Origin of the sequence: Citrobacter sp. Cpo061 (genome assembly GCF_030332845.1) — a bacterium.
In the GTDB taxonomy this organism is placed as follows: Bacteria; Pseudomonadota; Gammaproteobacteria; order Enterobacterales; family Enterobacteriaceae; genus Citrobacter; species Citrobacter portucalensis.
On the sequence record NZ_JAOWHB010000054.1, the window covers coordinates 201,378 to 220,074 of the forward strand.

The following is an 18,697-nucleotide window of genomic DNA, read 5'->3' on the forward strand; positions in this document are numbered from 1 at the left end:
GCCTGATAGCAGAAATCTCAGGCTATTCTTCTCTCTGATGCCGGATGGCGGCGTAAACGCCATATCCGGCCTACTGGAGCTGAGTTCAGGCAGTAATCTCGATAGCCTGAATCGCACGTGCGATATCCGGCGAATTATTTAACGCTCGAATTTCCTGAAACAGTTCTGTTGCCTCTGAATATTCTTTGCGCAAATACCCTAACCACTGCTTAATCCGCGCTACATGATACAGCCCTGTGTCCCCCTGCTTTTCAAGTCGGGTATATTTTTGCAACAGCGTCACGACTTCAGGCCACGGCATACGCGGCTCGTTGTATTTCACCACGCGGCTCAGGTTCGGAATATTTAATGCGCCACGTCCGATCATCACCGCATCACATCCGCTGATGGCCATACAATCCTGGGCGCTCTGCCAGTCCCAGATTTCGCCATTCGCGATAACCGGAATGGAAAGCCGCTGGCGGATCTCACCGATCGCCTGCCAGTTGATATGTTCGGCTTTATAGCCCTGCTCCTTGGTTCGGCCATGCACGGCCAGTTCGCTGGCGCCAGCCTGCTGGACGGCATCGGCAATTTCAAACTGCCGGTCGCTGTTGTCCCAGCCCAGACGAACTTTCACTGTCACCGGAAGATGAGCCGGGACCGCCTCGCGCATAGCTTTTGCGCCCCGGTAGATAAGCTCAGGATCTTTCAATAACGTTGCGCCACCGCCGCTACCGTTCACCAGCTTCGATGGACAGCCACAGTTTAGATCGACACCGTATGAGCCCAGTTCTACCGCGCGGGCGGCATTCTCCGCCAGCCACTGCGGATACTGTCCTAACAGCTGAATGCGAACCAACGTGCCGGATGGCGTCCGGCTGTTGTTATGGAGTTCCGGGCAGAGTCGATGAAATACTTTTGCCGGCAGGAGCTGATCCACCACGCGCACAAACTCGGTGATGCACAGATCGTAATCATTCACTTCAGTCAGCAGCTCGCGCACCAGTGAGTCGAGCACGCCTTCCATCGGCGCCAGTAAAACACGCATATCGTCACCCGCAAAAAAAGAGGCGCTATGGTAGCGCCTCCGTTCGGGAGATTAAAGAGGCTCAGCGCGGCAACAGGCAGTTATCTTCTTTCCAACCGTACAGCCATTCCATACCGCGATAAAACTCCGCCTGCGATTTGTCTTTCCACAGCAGATTACGCACCTGACGCTCGACACCTGCGGCGTGGTAGACACGGCCCATTTCACGCGTTGACCAGACGATGCGTGCGGTACGCGGAATACGCACCGACTCATACAGCGCAAAGGCTTCAGCCGCATCGCCATCACACTGCTGTAGCGCTTTACCGAGCGTTACAGCGTCTTCCAACGCCATACAGGCACCCTGCGCCATATATTGCGCCACCGGGTGCGCGGCATCCCCCACCAGCGTGATGCGGTCGGTTCCCCATTTTTCTACCGGCTCGCGGTCGGCGGTGGACCAGCGCCTCCATGACGTCGGTTTATCAAGCATCTGGCGCGGGCGCGGATGGATACCCGCAAAATAGGAGAGCACTTCCTCTTTGCTGCCATCCTTCACGCCCCACTCTTCCTGCTGACGACTGTGGAAGGTCACAACCAGGTTATATTGCTTACCGCCGCGCAGCGGATAGTGCACCAGGTGACAGTGTGGTCCGGCCCACAGCACCGGTGCGTTAATGCGTAAATCTTCCGGCATATCATCGCAATCAATCACGGCGCGATAGACCACGTGTCCGGTAACCCGTGGCGCATCGCCAATCAGAGACTGACGAACGACCGATTTTACACCGTCACAGCCCACCAAAATATCCGCCGTCCAACTGTTGCCGTGCTCATCAAATACCGTCACGTCATTCTCTGTCTGGCGAATATCAACCACGTTAGTTGAAGTGCGATACTCAACGTTAGGATGCACCAGCGCCGCTTCCCAAACGCTGGCGTGAATATCAACCCGATGGATAACCGCATAAGGACCGCCAAAGTGATCGCGGAACGCCTGGCCGGTTTCAATGCGGACCACCTCTTTTGCGTTTACCGCATCCATCATCGTGATGTGGTCGGTAAAAACGGCACGCTGACGGGCGACTTCTCCCACGCCAAGGCTGTCCAGAGCAGAGAATGCATTCGGCCCGAGCTGAATACCCGCGCCAATTTCACCAATCTCGTGCGCTTTCTCCAGCAACATCACTTTAATGCCCTGACGGGCCAGCGATAGCGCGGTCGCCGCGCCGCCAATCCCGCCACCCACGATAATTGCGCGTGTCACTTTAGCCATTGTCGTTCTCCTTATCAGGCTGGAATTTTATCTTGTTGATTCTCGGGCGCGGCGGCGATAAACGCCGGAAGCTGAGTACAGGCATCATATACCGCCTTACAGCGCGGATATCCGCTCAGATCGCACCCCATACGTAACGCGTTCGCCCACTGTGGGATCAGGCAGCAATCCGCCAGCGTCGGCGCATCACCTACGCAGAACTTCCCCGAATGACTTTGGCGTAGCATCTGTTCCACCGCGCTTAACCCTTGCTGGATCCAGTGTGCATACCAGCGTTTTTTATCTTCTTCACTGACCTTTAACTCTTCGCTCAGGTAGCGCAGTACCCGCATGTTATTCACCGGGTGGATATCACAGGCGATGGCATAGACAATTTCCAGCACCTTACTGCGCACCGGGAAGTCGGCAGGCAGCAGCGGCGTTTGCGGAAAGTGGCCATCCAGCCAGTCAATTATTGCCAGCGACTGCCCAAGTGATTCTCCGTCATCGGTCACCAGAGTCGGCACCAGTCCCACCGGGTTCATCCGTCGGTAGGCCAGTTCGTTCTGCTGACCGATGCGAATGTTGACGCCCACCGTCTGGTAATCCAGCCCCTTCAGCGCCAGCGCAATGCGCACCCGATATGACGCCGAGCTATTAAAGAAACTGTACAGCTTCATCATCCACCTCAGACAATCTTCACGGCGATGGGGGTTAAACCGTCTACGTTTCCGGTGATCACATCCCCTTTAACTACCGCCCCCACGCCTTCTGGGGTACCGGTGTAGATCAGATCGCCCGGCTGCAGTTCAAAGAAACCAGACAGATAGCTGATGGTTTCATTCACAGACCAGATGAGGTGGCGAATATCGCTACGCTGATGATCGTCGCCGTTGACCTGCAACCAGATTGGCGCATTGTTAACATCCACACTTTCGCTGGCTTTATGCAGCGGCGCGATGGGTGCGGAGAGATCAAACGCTTTGCCAATTTCCCACGGACGCCCCATCTGGCGCATCTCCATCTGCCGATCACGGCGAGTCATATCCAGACCGGTGGCATAGCCCCAGATATATTCGTGCGCTTTTTCCAGCGGAATATCGCTGCCCTTTTTGCCAATCGCCACCACCAGCTCTATCTCATAGTGATAGTTATCGGTTTGCGATGGGTAAGGCAGTTCGAGGATCTGACCAGCCGCCACCGGGACTACCGCATCGGCAGGTTTACAGAAAAAGAACGGCGGTTCGCGATCCGGATCAAAGCCCATTTCACGGGCATGGGCGGCATAGTTACGTCCCACACAGTAAACACGGCGCACAGGAAATTGTTCATCACAGCCAACAACCGGAACGGTAACAGGCGCTTGTGGTTCAAATACGTATTGCGTCATTTTCTCTCTCCCAAATTAATAGCGTGCTTCGCGGAACAACCCCAGTGCTTCCTGAACCGGTCTGTCCGAAAAACTGAATAAGACGGTATCTTCGTGGGTCTGGAACGACACGCCGTGCCAGGTTGGCACCACAAAGATATCTTTTGGCGAAAAGTTGAAGGTCTCGTTACCAATGGTGACCTGCCCACATCCTTCCACCACGTGGTAGATAGTGCTGTCGGTGGTACGCGCCATCCGTGAGGAAAAGCCCTGCGGCAACAGTTGCAGGAAGGTTCCCATCGAAGGCATGGGATAACCGCCGGTTACCGGGTTGACGTAACGCATCTTGTAACCGTCCCACTCATCGGCGTCGCCCATGCGCGTCAGGTCATGCAGTGCTTCACGGCTGCGATCGTAGCGATAGTTAAAAATCGGCGATGAGTTACCTTTCTGATGACGCAGCGGCAGCATATTGGCCGCGTAGCGCGGTAAGTAATCCCCTTCCTTGCGCGTGACCGGCTGCTGATCTTCCGGGTAGTCTTCCGCAAAGCCACAGCCCAGCAGGTTCACCAACGGCAGGTCCAGACCGTCCAGCCACACCACCGGTTCACTGCCCGGGTTGCCGTGATCGTGCCAGCGCCACTGCGGCGTCAGAATAAAATCGCCTTCATGCATCTGGGTGCGCTCACCGTCCACAGCGGTAAATGCCCCTTTCCCTTCGACAATAAAGCGCAGCGCAGACTGATTATGACGATGACTCGGCGCAACCTCGCCCGGCATAATTAACTGCAATCCCGCGTACAGCGTTGGGGTGATTGAAGACTGTCCACGCAGCATTGGGTTTTCCAGCACCAGCACGCGGCGAATCGCCTCTTTCGCGCCAATCAGATCGCCACTTTCCAGCAGCAGCGGGCGGATCTCCTGATAGTTCCAGTACGCAGGCGCGCAATGTGCGTTCGGTGTTGGCGGCACCAGGCGGTGCAGCGACTCCCACAACGGGGTCAGATTCTGCCCGGAAATATGCTGGTAAAACTGCTGACGGCTGTTCTTAACGTCCTGATTCAGTTCAGACATAGGGATTCTCCTTATTCATTCACAACACCTGCGCGTGGCAGAGTATTTGAGGCAGAGGCCGACTGGCGGATAACAACCGTCAGCAGCGTAAGCATTACCGCGCTGATGGCCGCCGGGACGGCAATAATGAAAAACAGGTTATCGAATGAGAAATTCATCGCCATCATCACCCCGCCGGAAAGCGAGCCGACAATCGCGCCGCAGCGCCCCACTGCATTAGACCAGCTGACGCCCGTCGCCCGGCTTTGTGTCGGATAAAGCGTGGCGGTTAACGCATTAAGACCAACCTGAGAACCGCTGATGCCGATGCCGGTGCCAAAAATAGCCAGTGCCATCAGCCACAGACCGTTTTCGCTCAGGCCAATCATGACGATACACACTGCGCCCAGCGCATAACTCACGGCCAGCACGCGGAAAGGATTGTATTTGTCCATCAGCACGCCCAGCGCCAGTGCCCCCAGCGTTCCTCCAATCTGGAAGGCGGCAGTTACCCATGAGGCATGCTGCAAATCAATTCCACGATGGTTAAGCAGCGTTGGCATCCAGCTGGAGAGCAGATAAATAATCAGCAGGCTCATAAAGAACACTACCCATAGCATCAGAGTAATAGGCAGCTGTCGCCCAACGAACAGCTGGCGAATGCTGCCTTTAGCTATCGCGGCACCTTCGTTGAGATAAAAATGGGTATTGTCATAACGTTCCCGGGTGATGGCGCTAACGGTTCTGGCAATCACGTTTTGCGGCAGTTGACGACGAACCTGCCAGCGCGGGGATTCCGGTAGCGCAAACAGCAGAGCAACAAACAGCATTAGCGGTAGAACGCCTCCCAGCACCAGAATGCCGTGCCAACCAATCACCGGCACCAGTTGTGCGCTGACGATACCGCCCATTGCCGATCCCAGAGTAAAGCCACAGAACATCATGGTGACCAGTGCGCCACGCCGACGCGCGGGCAGGTATTCCGAGGTCATAGTAATGGTATTCGGCATCGCGCCGCCCAACCCTAAGCCGGTAAGAAAGCGCAAAATAACCAGCATTTGCAGATCGGGTGAAAAAGCCGAAATTAGACTGAGCGCGCCGAACAGCGCCACGCAGAGTTCTATCACTCGTTTGCGGCCAAAACGGTCGGACAGCGGGCCACAGAGCAGCGCGCCAGCGGTCAGCCCCAGCAGACCTGCACCAAACAGCGGTGCCAGATCGCCAGCAGTCAGCTGCCAGTGAGTGCGAATATCGGGTGCGATAAAACCAATCGCCGCGGTATCAAATCCGTCAAGCATGACAACCAGAAAACAGCAGATAATAACGCGCCACTGGGTCTTACCGACGGGCGCGGAATCGATCAGTGCTTGTAGATCACGTTGTTGAGTCATAGTGAATGCCTCAGTGCAGGTAGAGTAGATGTCTGTTTTGTTTTAGGTATGTTGCGACTTTGTATGTTTGGAGATGAAATGTACAATGGCTTTTCATGCAGAGGCATAACCTGGAGGTTATAGCAAATGGCAAACTGGGCGCAGAAACTGAAGTTGCAACACCTGCAAACGCTTATCGCGCTGGGCGAACAGGGAAATCTGACGCACGTCGCCCGGATGATGAATATCACCCAGCCCGCGTTGTCGAAATGGTTATCACAGCTCGAAGATGAGATTGGCATCACGCTCTTTGAACGTCACAGTAAAGGCTTGCGTCCTTCCGAAGGCGGCAAGTTGCTACTGCAACATGCCCAACGCCTGATCAATGATATGGAGCGTTCGCAGTATGAAATCGCCCGTTTTAAGCAAGGCGGCCTTGTAGGGAGTCTGAAGATTGGCTGCTCGCCGGTAGCGACCGACTGTGTTTCACAGGCAATACTGGGTTTGCTCACAGAACTGCCAACCCTGCATCTTAATATTGAAGAGAAAGTGATGACCCCGCTGCTGCACGATCTGCTCGCGGGTTCGGTGGATGTCGTCGTCGGTCGGGTCGGCGGTCGGGCGCTTCAGTTGCCGCTCAATTATCAAGTGCTGTATACCGAGCCGGTCTGTTTCGTCGCCCGCCCCGATCATCCCTTGGCAAAATATCCCCTGCTCACCTGGCACGATCTGGCTAACTGGCGCTGGATTGTCTGGCCGACAGGAACCCCTATCCGGATAAGCATTGATAACGCGCTGGTTGATAACGGCGTAATGTTGCCGGAAAACATCATTGAATCGGCATCAATCAACGTCAGTACCAACCTGCTGCAAAGTAGCGACATGATCTCTATTCTTTCTCTACGGCTGGCACAACGGTATGCCGCCCAGGGACAACTGGCTATCCTGAATCTGCCGAAGATTGAACAAAAAGGCAGCGTCGGCGTATTCTGGCGCAACAACGAAACGCCTACTACCGCCCTGAATCGTTTTCTGTACTACCTGGCACAAGTTTAGCGCGGAGAGTTAGGGCCATCGCCCGATGTTCCAGATATCTATTTCCTCTATGCTTAGAATTCATGATGTGATCGGTAGCACGTTTTTAAGTTTAATTGTATGATGAATCAGTCTCGTCAAGGGTTTCAACTATGAGCAAAGCACTGAACGTTATCTGGCAATATTTGCGCGCATTCGTCCTGATTTATGCCTGCCTCTATGCAGGTATTTTTCTTGCATCGCTACTCCCTATCACCATTCCGGGCAGCATTATCGGCATGCTGATCCTATTTGTCTTACTGGCTTTGCAGGTGTTACCGGCAAAATGGGTTAACCCCGGCTGCTACGTGCTGATTCGCTATATGGCCCTGTTGTTTGTCCCGATTGGCGTGGGGATCATGCAGTACTTTGACCTGCTGCGCGCGCAATTTGGTCCGGTGGTGGTGTCTTGTACCATCAGTACGCTGGTCGTTTTCCTGGTGGTGAGCTGGAGCTCGCACATTGTGCACGGTGAGCGCAAAATCGTTGGGCAAAAAGAGGCTAAAGCAAAAAAATGATGTCGTATATCTGGTGGTCGTTACCTCTTACGCTGGCGGTATTTTTTGGCGCACGTAAGCTGGCAGCTCGCTTTAAAATGCCTTTGCTGAATCCGCTGCTTGTTGCCATGGTGGTAATTATTCCCATTCTGCTGCTGACAGGTATTCCCTACGATCACTATTTCAAAGGCAGCGAAGTGCTGAACGATTTGCTGCAGCCTGCCGTGGTCGCGCTGGCCTATCCGTTATACGAACAGTTGCACCAGATTCGCGCCCGCTGGAAATCAATCATTGCTATCTGTTTTGCCGGGAGCGTTGTGGCGATGGTAACAGGTACAACAATCGCCTTGTTGATGGGCGCATCACCACAAATTGCCGCGTCTATTATGCCAAAATCGGTCACTACACCTATCGCTATGGCGGTGGGTGGCAGTATTGGCGGCATTCCGGCGATCAGCGCCGTATGCGTCATCTTTGTCGGTATCCTGGGGGCAGTGTTTGGTCATACGTTGCTTAATGTGATGCGTATCCGCACTAAGGCCGCACGTGGGTTGGCAATGGGCACCGCGTCGCACGCCCTGGGCACCGCACGCTGTGCGGAACTGGACTATCAGGAAGGTGCGTTTAGCTCACTGGCGCTGGTCATTTGCGGCATTATTACCTCGCTGGTAGCCCCGTTCCTGTTCCCGATTATTCTGGCAGTAGTGGGTTAATCTTCATTTTTTAGCTATTTATTTGCGATGCGTTGCACATTTTTCATTTAAGTTTCATAAGTTGCATACACAATGAGATTTGGATCACATATAAAGCCATAACAGGCCCGTAAACTACGATTCCATTACATTGTTATGAGGCATCGCCATGCATCCACGTTTTCAAACTGCTTTTGCCCAACTCGCGGATAACTTGCAATCAGCCCTGGCCCCTGTTCTGGCGGATGCACATTTCCCCGCCATGCTAACTGCTGAGCAGGTCTCTTTGCTGAAACGCGAATCGGGACTGGACGAAGACGCGCTGGCATTCGCTCTGCTGCCGCTGGCTGCGGCCTGCGCACGTACTCCGCTGTCCAACTTCAACGTTGGGGCAATTTCTCGCGGCATCAGCGGCAACTGGTACTTCGGTGGGAACATGGAGTTCCTGGGCGCGACCATGCAGCAAACTGTTCATGCCGAGCAAAGCGCTATCAGCCACGCCTGGCTGCGCGGTGAAAAAGGGCTCGCCGCCATCACCGTCAACTACACGCCGTGCGGCCACTGTCGCCAGTTTATGAACGAACTGAACAGCGGACTGGATTTACGGATTCATCTGCCGGGACGTGCGCCACACGTGCTGCGTGATTACCTGCCAGATGCCTTCGGCCCGAAAGATCTGGAGATTAAAACGCTGCTGATGGACGATCAGGATCACGGCTTCGCGCTGCAGGGCGATGCGTTGACCCAAGCGGCAATCACTGCTGCCAACAGATGTCATATGCCGTACAGCAAATCCCCAAGCGGCGTGGCGCTGGAGTGTAAAGATGGCCGTATTTTTAGCGGCAGCTATGCTGAAAATGCCGCCTTTAACCCGACCCTGCCACCGCTGCAAGGCGCGTTAAACCTGTTGAATCTGAACGGTTATGATTATCCAGATATCCAACGCGCCGTGCTGGCTGAAAAAGCCGACGCGCCGTTGATTCAGTGGGATGCGACCTCCGCCACGCTGAAAGCACTGGGCTGCAATAATATTGAGCGCGTTCTCCTGGGTTAATCGACTCAATAACGCCAGTTCGTAGGCCGGGTAAGGTGTTTACACCGCCATCCGGCACTATGCAGAATGCCTAAAATCCCCTCAATCAGACTGCTGTTTCTTGCGCTACGTCTTCCGGTACAGTAGCCTGATTGAAATTCCATCCAAATAACGAGTTTTCTGCATGTTAAAGCGCGTGTTTTACAGCCTGTTAGTCCTGTTAGGCTTGCTGCTTTTGACTGTGCTTGGACTCGATCGCTGGATGAGCTGGAAGACTGCTCCCTACATTTACGACGAATTGCAGGATTTACCCTACCGCCAGGTCGGTGTGGTTCTGGGCACGGCGAAGTATTACCGCACCGGCGTCATCAATCAGTATTACCGCTACCGCATTCAGGGCGCATTGAACGCCTATAACAGCGGGAAGGTAAACTATCTGCTGTTAAGCGGCGACAATGCCCAGCAAAGCTACAACGAACCCATGACGATGCGTAAGGATCTGATTGCCGCAGGCGTTGATCCCGCTGACATCGTGCTTGATTACGCCGGGTTCCGCACGCTCGACTCCATCGTGCGTACGCGTAAAGTATTCGATACCAACGATTTCATCATTATTACTCAACGATTCCACTGTGAGCGCGCCTTGTTTATTGCGCTGCATATGGGTATTCAGGCTCAGTGCTATGCGGTGCCTTCGCCAAAAGATATGCTCACCGTGCGGGTACGTGAATTTGGTGCCCGTTTTGGCGCACTCGCCGATCTCTACATTTTCAAACGTGAGCCTCGTTTTTTAGGCCCACTGGTGCCCATCCCTACCATGCATCAGGTACCGGACGATGCGCAGGGGTATCCGGCGGTCACGCCTGAACAATTACTCGAATTACAAAAGAAACAAGGAAAATAAGCATGGAAGGAAAAACGATCTTTATCGTTATTGGCGTACTGATGATTGTTCTCTGGACGTGCAGAGAAGGCCTGAAGGGACTGCGTTCCGGTATCGTCGAGAAAACAGTGAAAGGTTCGCAGACGCCAATGATCATTTCTCGCGCTAAAGAACCCAGCACTTACTGGAGCTATATCATCGTCTATTTCGGTATGGCCATTGGTGCATTGTTCACTGGTATCTGGTTACTCTTTATCAAATAAAAAAACCGATGCAGAATGCCTCTGCACCGGTTTTATTTTTCTCTTCCCAGATTACTTCTTACGCGCGTACTTCAGTGAGTCCAGCGCGACCGCGAAGATGATAATGCCGCCTTTGATAATATACTGCCAGTAAGGGTTCACGCCGATGTAGGTCAAACCGTAGTTGATGACGGTGAAGATGATCACACCGGTCACTACGCCAAACACGGTACCTACCCCGCCGCTGAACGACACGCCGCCAACCACGCACGCCGCAATTGCATCCAGCTCATACATAAAGCCGAGGTTGTTGGTCGCTGAGCCGATACGCCCTGCTTCCAGCAAACCACCGAAGGCATAGAACACGCCAGACAACGCATAGATAATCAGCAGGTTCAGCGCAACGTTTACACCGGACACTTTCGCAGCTTCCGGGTTTCCGCCGATGGCGAAAATGTTTTTACCGAAGCGGGTCTTGTTCCACAGCACCCACACAAAGGCCACCGCAATCAGCGCATAGAATGTGATGTAGGAGAGTCGGAAACTGCCCAGTGCAATAAAGCCCTGCGCAAAGGTTGAGAATCCACTGTCAAAGCCAGAAATTGGCGATGCGCCGACGAAGTCGTAGTACAGGGAGTTGATCCCGTAAACGATAATCATCGTACCCAGTGTGGTAATAAACGGCGTTACGTTCAGATAAGCAATGATAATACCGTTCACCAGACCGATAATGGCGCCAATCACGCAGACAATCAGCACCACTACAATGATCGGCATCGTCGCCATTTCCGGGAACACCTTGTTGGCATTCTCCATCGACTGCAACAGAGTTGCCGCCACCACTGCCGCCAGGCCAACCTGACGCCCCGCCGACAGGTCGGTCCCTTGGGTAACAATCAGTCCAGCCACACCCAATGCGATAATAATACGCACCGAGGATTGCGTGAGAATATTACTCAGGTTCAGTAAGCTTAAGAAAGTGGGATCCTGGAAAATAATAATCGCCAGCAAAACCAAAAGAACAACGTAAATTCCGCCTTCTTTCAGGTAAGTAAGAAAACTTTTCTTATTTAACGCACTCATGAGGAGCCCCTAATCTTAAAGGTGCAAAGACGCAAGACGGAGGATTTCGTTTTGCGTTGTTGTTTTAGTGTCAACAATTCCAGCAACGAGACCATTGCTCATCACCAGAATACGATCGGTAATACCCAGCAGCTCCGGCATTTCAGAGGAAATAATAATAATCCCCTTATCCTTTTTCGCGAGTTCGGCAATCAACTGATAAATTTCAAATTTCGCGCCAACATCGATTCCACGCGTCGGTTCATCCAGCATCAGAATTTCTGGCTGGGTTAATAACCAACGACCAATAACCACTTTTTGCTGATTACCGCCAGAAAGTGAACCGATTTGCGTACGATGACCCGGCGTTTTTACCCTCATAGAGTCAATTACCCACTGGGTATCACTCTTCATGCGGGAATTATCCAACAGACCAACTTTGTTTTTATAGTTTTGGATATTGGAGATTAACGAGTTAAAACCAATGTCCAGATACGCATAAATACCGGTTGAGCGGCGCTCTTCCGTGACCAGTGCAAAACCATGGTTGATGGCTTCATTTGCACTGTGGTTATTAATCTTTTTGCCGTGTAGCGTAATCGTACCCGATGACTTCTCACGAATACCAAAAAGCGTTTCAACGATATCCGTGCGTTTTGCGCCTACCAGACCGGCAATCCCAAGAATCTCCCCTTTGTGCAAATCAAACGAGATATCACGAATCGACGGCTGGCGCAGCGAGGTCAGGTTACGCACTTGCAGAATGACTTCACCAGGTTTGTTTTCTTTATCCGGAAAACGTTGGTTCAGTGAACGTCCGACCATCATGGCGATGATCTTATCCATATCCAGCCCTTCCAGCGGCTGGGTCGCAATCCACTGGCCGTCGCGTAGTACGGTAATTTCATCGCACAGCTGGAAGATTTCTTCCATTTTGTGAGAGATATAAACAATACCGCATCCACGCTCTTTCAGCTTACGGATGATGGTGAACAGATGGTTAACTTCTTTTTCGGTTAACGATGAAGTTGGCTCATCCATGATGACGATTTTGGCGTCATAGGAGAATGCTTTCGCAATTTCAATCATCTGCATTTGTGAAACGGATAATGTGCCGACACGCGCACGCGGATCGATATCAATATCCAGTTCATCAAATATCGCTTTGGTATCGCGGTACATTTTTTCCTGATCGACAAACATGCCTTTGGTGGGATAGCGTCCCAGCCACATGTTGTCCATTACAGAACGTTGTAATACCAGGTTTAATTCCTGGTGTACCATCGAAATACCATTTTCAAGCGCTTCTTTCGCAGAATGAAAATCGATTTCTTTACCCTGAAATAAAATACTGCCGGAATCTTTTTGATAGATGCCGAAAAGACATTTCAATAATGTTGATTTCCCCGCTCCATTCTCTCCCATTAGGGCGTGAATAGAATGCGGGCGGACTTTTAAATTGACATTATCAAGCGCCTTAACGCCGGGGAAGGACTTGTTGATGCCGGTCATTTCCAACAAGTATTCGCCTGACGACTGAGTATGTGTGCTGACCATAATTATACCTTGTTGGCCTTGCAGAGTGCGTTATTAAGGGCGCAATGAAATTGCGCCCACATACGGAGTATTTATTTGTTGGTGAACTCTGCCAGATTATCTTTATCGACACCTACGTACGGAACGCGAACAATCTTGTTCTCAATTTTCCAGTTAGTGCCATCTGCCGCACCTTTGCCGTCAGCCAGGTTTTTCGCCAGATCGAAGGTGGCTTTCGCCTGGTTGTTGGCATCGTTCAGGACGGTACCGGCCATGGCGCCAGATTTCACCAGAGCCAGCGCTTCAGGCAGCGCATCCACACCAAATACTGGTACGCTGGTTTTGTTGTGCGCTTTCAGCGCTTCAACTGCACCCATTGCCATCGCATCGTTGTTAGCGATAACCACTTCAATTTTGTTCGCGTTTGGACCAGACATCCACGCATCCATCTTATCTTTCGCCTGAGCGGTATCCCACATTGCAGTATCTAACTGCAGCTGCTCAGTTTTAATACCTTTGTCGTTCAGCTCTTTAATCACGTAAGTGGTACGTGCTTCAGCATCCGGGTGTCCCGGTTCGCCTTTCAGCAGAACAAACTGAATTTTGCCGTCTTTGTTCAGGTCCCAGTTCGGGTTAGCTGCCCAGTGTTTGGCAATCAAATCACCCTGAATAATGCCGGACTCTTTAGAGTCGGTACCGACGTAATACGCTTTGTCATAGCTGTCCAGCGCTTTACGAGAAGGTTCTTTGTTGAAGAATACGATCGGTACGTTCTGTCCGCGTGCTTTTTCAATGACCGTGCCAGCAGCTGCCGGGTCAACCAGGTTAATCGCCAGTGCTTTAACGCCTTTTGCCAGCAGCACGTCGATCTGATCGTTTTGTTTGGACTGGTCGTTCTGCGAGTCGTTCATCAGCAGCTGTACATCTGGTGCCGCTTTGGCATCTTTTTCAATAGCCTTACGTACTACAGACATAAAGTTATCGTCATATTTATAGATAGTCACACCAATGCGGGTATCAGCAGCGTGCGCAGCCGCGCCGAATAACATGCTTGCCATTACAGCAGACAGGGTCAACACCTTCTTATTCATGGTATCTCCGGTTTTATTATGCAGGGTAGTACTTGAGATAAATGCTCGGCAGGCAGAACGTTACTGAAGTGTTACTGAACGCCGAAGCTCACTTTTAAAAAATATTTCTTCCGTGTCTGGCAACGCTCCAAAAACAGGCTTTAATTTTTGTTTAAGGCACCTATACCTCGATGAAAGTGATTATTCACCGTTACATAGTAGTTACAGCGCAACAAACAGTGTCATCATAGCTATCGCATTGTTAATATACTGTGAATTTACTCACATATTGAAAGCGGTTACATCGCGCAACGTTATGAGTTAGTGATCGGTGCCGCATTCTGCCGCAGCGCTACTGAATGACGACGCACCAGCGTTGGCATAAAACAATGAGACGCCTGCGGATCCAACGTGCCAGCCGCCCCCTGTAGCGCAAGCTCCGTCGCCATTTTTGCCATTGAGGCAATGGGATAGCGCACAGTGGTTAGCTGCGGATCGGTGTAACGTGCGATGGGAATATCATCGAAGCCAATGATAGAAAGGTGTAATGGAATAGCGATGCCGTTATCTTTTAGCGCGGTCAGTGCGCCTGCTGCCATATTGTCGTTATAAGCGAAGACCGCCGTCAGTTGTAAGTTACGCCCCAGCAATTCCACCATCGCGGACTCTCCGCCCTGCATATCGGGCGAACCGGTGCCGACCCAGCTTTCTGCCGCAACAATCCCCTGCTCTTGCAGGGCAGTTAACCACCCTTCTTTGCGCATGGCGTCATCTTCAATGCGGTGGCTTGATGCCAGATAACCGATGCGTTGATGACCATTATTTAGCAGCATTCGGGTAGCCATTTTGGCACCGCTGATGTTATCCAGGCAGACGCAACGGTGGGCGTAGCCAGGAACAAGGCGGTTGATCAATACCATACCGGGGATTTGATCCATAAACTCAGCCAGTTCCCGATCGCTCAGTGCTTTAGAGTGTACAATCAGCGCGTTACAGCGTTGGCGAATCAACACCTCAATGGCATGACGTTCTTTTTCCGCCTCATGGTAGCTGTTGCCAATCAGGACATACTTCTGATGCTGCTGGGCAACCATATCCACCGCTTTTACCAGCGCGCCAAAAAACGCATCTGATACATCCATGACGACAACACCAATCGTGTCGCTTACCTGCGTCGCCAGTGCTTGTGCGTTGGCATTAGGTCGATAGCCAAGCTGAGTGACTGCCTTCATTACCGCTTCACGCGTATCGGGACTCACCAGCGCACTGTTGTTCAGTACGCGGGAAACGGTCGCTACAGAAACGCCAGACTGCCGTGCCACATCACGAATGGTTACCATATTCACTGCCCTGTTTTAGATTGCGGCTGCCCGCAGACACCCCTGGCTGGGTATTTTGTCAGCACAATGAAACGGACTGCGTGAGTGATGTCACAGGAATGAAAGCGCTTACATCCATTTTGTTAATGAATGTGATCCAGATCGTTATCTGGATGTTCGTGGTAATGATGTCCCCGCAGCACGCAGGGTTAATTGACGCCACAGCCATTCCACCGGGCCCTGGCGGTAAAAACGCAGCCATATGACAGAGAAAAGTAAGTTAATCGCCCAGACCGGGATGACGAAAAACAGCAGCTCCAGCCGGTCAAATTTCATAAATAAACCGGCCTGATAAAACAACGTGGTGCAGATTAAGGTTTGTAACAGATAGTTGGTTAATGCCATGCGCCCCACACAGGCGATAGCAATGACCCATTTGAAGCGACTAAGCTGTGGCCAGAAACCAAACATCAGCGCAGCATAACCAATGGTTTGCAAAGGCGCCCCCAGCTCTCGCGGGGCTTGTAACAGGAAGGCACACCAGCGGTAGGCCCAGTCCAGATGCCACTGAGCGATGATAGCAGGCAGGTTAATCGCCATGCCGATAATAACCAGCAGAACGCCAGTGCGTCGATAATGCTGCAAACTGTACTGCCCTTTTAGCCAGCCGCTACGCATTAATGCCGCGCCGAGCAGCATCATCCCTGCCAGTTGCCAGCCATATTGCGCGCCTAACGCCAGCAAGCTATTGGACATCATATCCACGCGATTGCTGATTGCTTCCATTCCGCCGTTCACTTTCCAGTATTTTTCATACAGCAGCGCTGAAGCATCCGGCGTCCAGGCCCGGCTGGTTTCGCTCCCGGAGATCACACCCAACAGCAGCAATACACCAACGCCCGCCAAATAAAGCACCACGCCGGTGTTAAACAAGCTTTTCACCGACGGCGCATCCCGGATCAGCCGCCAGCAAATCAGGCCGATCAAGCCATATGCCAGCAGGATATCGCCATCCCAGAAGAGTAAACCGTGAATAAATCCCAACAGCACCAGCAACGTAAGCCGCGACTGGATCCAGCGTTTACCACGCGGGAGCAGCATTTGCAGACCAGCACCAAACAGCAGAGCAAACAGCGTGAGGAATTTTACCTGCGCGAAGAGATCGAGCAGCGCCCAGGTCCAGGCGTCAGATAAGGTAATGTCGCCATACCAGGCGGGATTGAGATATGCCGCCTTCGGCAAGCCAAAGGCGCTAATATTGAGAAGCAGGATACCAAGAATGGCAACGCCACGAATAAAATCCAGCGTGACATTACGCTCCATGGTTCCTGCCCTAATCAGTTGTGATGACGTACTGCGCGCAGAAATTCCTGACGCGTGTTCTGGCTGGACTTAAACAATCCGCCAAGAGAAGTGGTGGTGGTCGCACTGGTCGCATCGCGAATGCCGCGCGCTTTCACACAGTAATGCACCGCATCAATCGATACCGCCACATTATTCGTCCCGAGCAGCGTTTGCAGCGCGGTGAGAATTTGCTGGGTCAGACGTTCCTGTACCTGCGGACGCTGTGCAAAGAACTGCACAATGCGGTTAATCTTCGACAGACCAATGACCGAATCTTTCGGAATATACGCCACCGTCGCTTTGCCATCGATAGTGACAAAGTGGTGTTCGCAGGTGCTGGTCAGCGTGATATCGCGGACCGTGACCATCTCGTCCACCTTCATTTTGTTTTCAATGACGGTGATTTTCGGGAAGTTGGCGTAATCGAGGCCGGAGAAAATCTCATCGACATACATTTTCGCAATGCGATGCGGAGTTTCCATCAGACTGTCATCGCTCAAATCGAGATTGAGCAATTGCATAATCTCGGTCATATGGCCAGAGATAAGACGTTTGCGTGTTTCGTTATCCATCTCTTGCACGGGCGGGCGCAGCGGGGTTTCGAGACCACGCGCAACCAGCGCTTCATGAACCAGTGCCGCTTCTTTACTGAGTGATGACATTTCTTCTTCTCCTGCAGGTGGGGCGCCTCTGCCCTGCATGGGGCAAAGTTTTTAGGCTGTGTCACAGCCAGAACATTGTGCGTGAGGCGGCGCACATAATCCAGTATTCACCGTGATAATTATTGAAATTGGCACAGCCTTTCAGCGTTGCTGATTTCACTTGTCGTTCAGCCCGGTGACGTCGAGTGTTAATGTAAAGTTATATAGATGATGAAGTATGTTTGCTCAATGCGGAAGTGAAAGTTACTCACAGTGCTATGAATAATCTGTATTATGATGAGTTCGCAAACACATTCAGGTTCAACACAACAAGGAGCCACGCATGGAAATGCTTGAAGAGCACCGCTGTTTTGAAGGCTGGCAGCAACGCTGGCGTCACGACTCCGCCACGTTAAATTGCGCCATGACCTTCAGTATTTTTCTTCCACCACCCCGTGATAACGCCGCGCCTCCGGTGCTGTACTGGCTGTCGGGCCTGACCTGTAATGATGAAAACTTCACTACCAAAGCAGGCGCGCAGCGCATTGCAGCTGAGCTGGGTATTGTTCTCGTGATGCCGGACACCAGCCCGCGCGGCGAGCAGGTTGCCAACGATGATGGCTACGATTTAGGTCAAGGGGCCGGATTTTACCTCAATGCCACCCAGCAGCCGTGGGCAACGCATTTTCGTATGTATGACTATTTGCGTGATGAGCTTCCGGCACTGATTCAGTCGCAGTTTAACGTCAGCGATCGCTGCGCCATCAGCGGACACTCCATGGGCGGCCACGGCGCATTGATTATGGCGCTGAAAAATCCCGGGAGATACACCAGCGTTTCCGCCTTTGCGCCGATCGTAAACCCTTGTCGCGTTCCGTGGGGTGAGAAGGCGTTTAGCGCTTATCTGGGCGAAGATAAAACACAGTGGGCAGAGTGGGATAGCTGCGCGTTAATGCTGGCCAGCAAACCCGCAGACGCGATCCCGACGTTAATCGATCAGGGAGACAGCGATCAGTTTCTTGCCGATCAGTTGCAGCCCGCGGTACTGGCCGAAACTGCCCGTCAGACCGCATGGCCAATGACGCTACGCATCCAGCCTGGTTACGACCACAGCTATTACTTTATTGCGTCGTTTATTGAGGATCACCTGCGCTTCCACGCCCAGTATTTGCTGAAGTAATTCCTGAGTTGAGGGCGGAAGCCCTCTTCATTTCTCCATCATTCCTTCACTTTTTCTCCTTTTTTCTT

Annotated in this window: 19 protein-coding genes; 7 read left to right on the forward strand and 12 right to left on the reverse strand. The window is 52.3% G+C overall.

The annotated features are described in order from the left end of the window. Positions 1–85: 85 nt before the first annotated feature. The 6 genes from dusC to mhbT form a co-directional block, all read right to left on the reverse strand. The gene (gene dusC, locus OGX97_RS21170; RefSeq protein ID WP_048215919.1) at positions 86–1,030 is read right to left on the reverse strand and encodes a tRNA dihydrouridine(16) synthase DusC; all 945 of its coding nucleotides are present in this window, start codon (positions 1,028–1,030) and stop codon (positions 86–88) included. A 61-nt stretch (positions 1,031–1,091) separates the two neighbouring features. Then, positions 1,092–2,285 carry a 3-hydroxybenzoate 6-monooxygenase gene (locus OGX97_RS21175; RefSeq protein WP_208744006.1) on the reverse strand — a complete coding sequence of 398 codons (1,194 nt, stop codon included), beginning with the start codon at positions 2,283–2,285 and terminating at the stop codon, positions 1,092–1,094. A 14-nt stretch (positions 2,286–2,299) separates the two neighbouring features. Next, positions 2,300–2,944: a maleylacetoacetate isomerase gene (maiA, locus tag OGX97_RS21180; protein WP_003834489.1), complete on the reverse strand. Its 645-nt coding sequence runs from the start codon at positions 2,942–2,944 to the stop codon at positions 2,300–2,302. A gap of 8 nt (positions 2,945–2,952) precedes the next feature. Continuing rightward, positions 2,953–3,654: a fumarylacetoacetate hydrolase family protein gene (locus OGX97_RS21185; protein WP_032943989.1), complete on the reverse strand. Its 702-nt coding sequence runs from the start codon at positions 3,652–3,654 to the stop codon at positions 2,953–2,955. A gap of 15 nt (positions 3,655–3,669) precedes the next feature. Then, entirely contained in the window at positions 3,670–4,707 is a 1,038-nt protein-coding gene (gene gtdA, locus OGX97_RS21190; protein WP_008785260.1) for a gentisate 1,2-dioxygenase, read from the reverse strand. A gap of 11 nt (positions 4,708–4,718) precedes the next feature. Beyond that, a complete protein-coding gene (gene mhbT, locus OGX97_RS21195; protein ID WP_208744004.1) occupies positions 4,719–6,077 on the reverse strand; it encodes a 3-hydroxybenzoate transporter MhbT in 1,359 nt (452 codons plus the stop codon). Between the two features lie 126 nt (positions 6,078–6,203). Between mhbT and OGX97_RS21200 the strand changes: the two genes are divergently transcribed. The 6 genes from OGX97_RS21200 to OGX97_RS21225 all read left to right on the forward strand — a co-directional run bounded on the left by OGX97_RS21200 (position 6,204) and on the right by OGX97_RS21225 (position 10,498). Further along, entirely contained in the window at positions 6,204–7,112 is a 909-nt protein-coding gene (locus OGX97_RS21200; RefSeq protein WP_008785262.1) for a LysR substrate-binding domain-containing protein, read from the forward strand. Positions 7,113–7,243: 131 nt separating this feature from the next. Next, positions 7,244–7,648: a CidA/LrgA family protein gene (locus OGX97_RS21205; protein ID WP_003834497.1), complete on the forward strand. Its 405-nt coding sequence runs from the start codon at positions 7,244–7,246 to the stop codon at positions 7,646–7,648. After that, the gene (locus tag OGX97_RS21210) at positions 7,645–8,340 is read left to right on the forward strand and encodes a CidB/LrgB family autolysis modulator (RefSeq protein ID WP_235127166.1); all 696 of its coding nucleotides are present in this window, start codon (positions 7,645–7,647) and stop codon (positions 8,338–8,340) included. Before OGX97_RS21205 ends, OGX97_RS21210 begins: the two co-directional genes overlap by 4 nt. 148 nt (positions 8,341–8,488) lie before the next feature. Then, entirely contained in the window at positions 8,489–9,373 is an 885-nt protein-coding gene (gene cdd / locus OGX97_RS21215) for a cytidine deaminase (RefSeq protein ID WP_079934537.1), read from the forward strand. Positions 9,374–9,536: 163 nt separating this feature from the next. Next, positions 9,537–10,256 (forward strand): outer membrane permeability protein SanA, encoded by a 720-nt coding sequence (gene sanA / locus OGX97_RS21220; RefSeq protein ID WP_003027383.1) that lies wholly within the window; start codon positions 9,537–9,539, stop codon positions 10,254–10,256. A gap of 2 nt (positions 10,257–10,258) precedes the next feature. Then, a complete protein-coding gene (locus OGX97_RS21225) occupies positions 10,259–10,498 on the forward strand; it encodes a DUF2542 family protein (RefSeq protein WP_003834502.1) in 240 nt (79 codons plus the stop codon). 51 nt (positions 10,499–10,549) lie between these two features. On the opposite strand, the gene mglC is transcribed toward OGX97_RS21225, so the two are convergent. The 6 genes from mglC to folE form a co-directional block, all read right to left on the reverse strand. Next, the gene (gene mglC, locus OGX97_RS21230; RefSeq protein ID WP_003027393.1) at positions 10,550–11,560 is read right to left on the reverse strand and encodes a galactose/methyl galactoside ABC transporter permease MglC; all 1,011 of its coding nucleotides are present in this window, start codon (positions 11,558–11,560) and stop codon (positions 10,550–10,552) included. A 15-nt stretch (positions 11,561–11,575) separates the two neighbouring features. Continuing rightward, a complete protein-coding gene (gene mglA, locus OGX97_RS21235; RefSeq protein WP_003027396.1) occupies positions 11,576–13,096 on the reverse strand; it encodes a galactose/methyl galactoside ABC transporter ATP-binding protein MglA in 1,521 nt (506 codons plus the stop codon). Between the two features lie 71 nt (positions 13,097–13,167). Continuing rightward, positions 13,168–14,166, reverse strand: a complete 999-nt coding sequence (gene mglB / locus OGX97_RS21240; RefSeq protein ID WP_003027399.1) for a galactose/glucose ABC transporter substrate-binding protein MglB — start codon at positions 14,164–14,166, stop codon at positions 13,168–13,170. A 293-nt stretch (positions 14,167–14,459) separates the two neighbouring features. Then, on the reverse strand, positions 14,460–15,485 hold the full coding sequence (gene galS, locus OGX97_RS21245; RefSeq protein ID WP_020996668.1) for an HTH-type transcriptional regulator GalS: 1,026 nt from the start codon (positions 15,483–15,485) through the stop codon (positions 14,460–14,462). 144 nt (positions 15,486–15,629) lie between these two features. After that, complete coding sequence (yeiB, locus tag OGX97_RS21250; RefSeq protein ID WP_048215912.1) at positions 15,630–16,787, reverse strand: DUF418 domain-containing protein YeiB; 1,158 nt, start codon at positions 16,785–16,787, stop codon at positions 15,630–15,632. A gap of 14 nt (positions 16,788–16,801) precedes the next feature. Further along, positions 16,802–17,470, reverse strand: coding sequence for a GTP cyclohydrolase I FolE (gene folE, locus OGX97_RS21255; RefSeq protein WP_003027410.1), 669 nt, complete (start codon positions 17,468–17,470; stop codon positions 16,802–16,804). A 322-nt stretch (positions 17,471–17,792) separates the two neighbouring features. On the opposite strand from folE, the gene fghA reads away from it, so the two are divergent. Beyond that, entirely contained in the window at positions 17,793–18,629 is an 837-nt protein-coding gene (fghA, locus tag OGX97_RS21260) for an S-formylglutathione hydrolase (protein WP_008785267.1), read from the forward strand. The last annotated feature ends 68 nt before the right edge of the window (positions 18,630–18,697 follow it).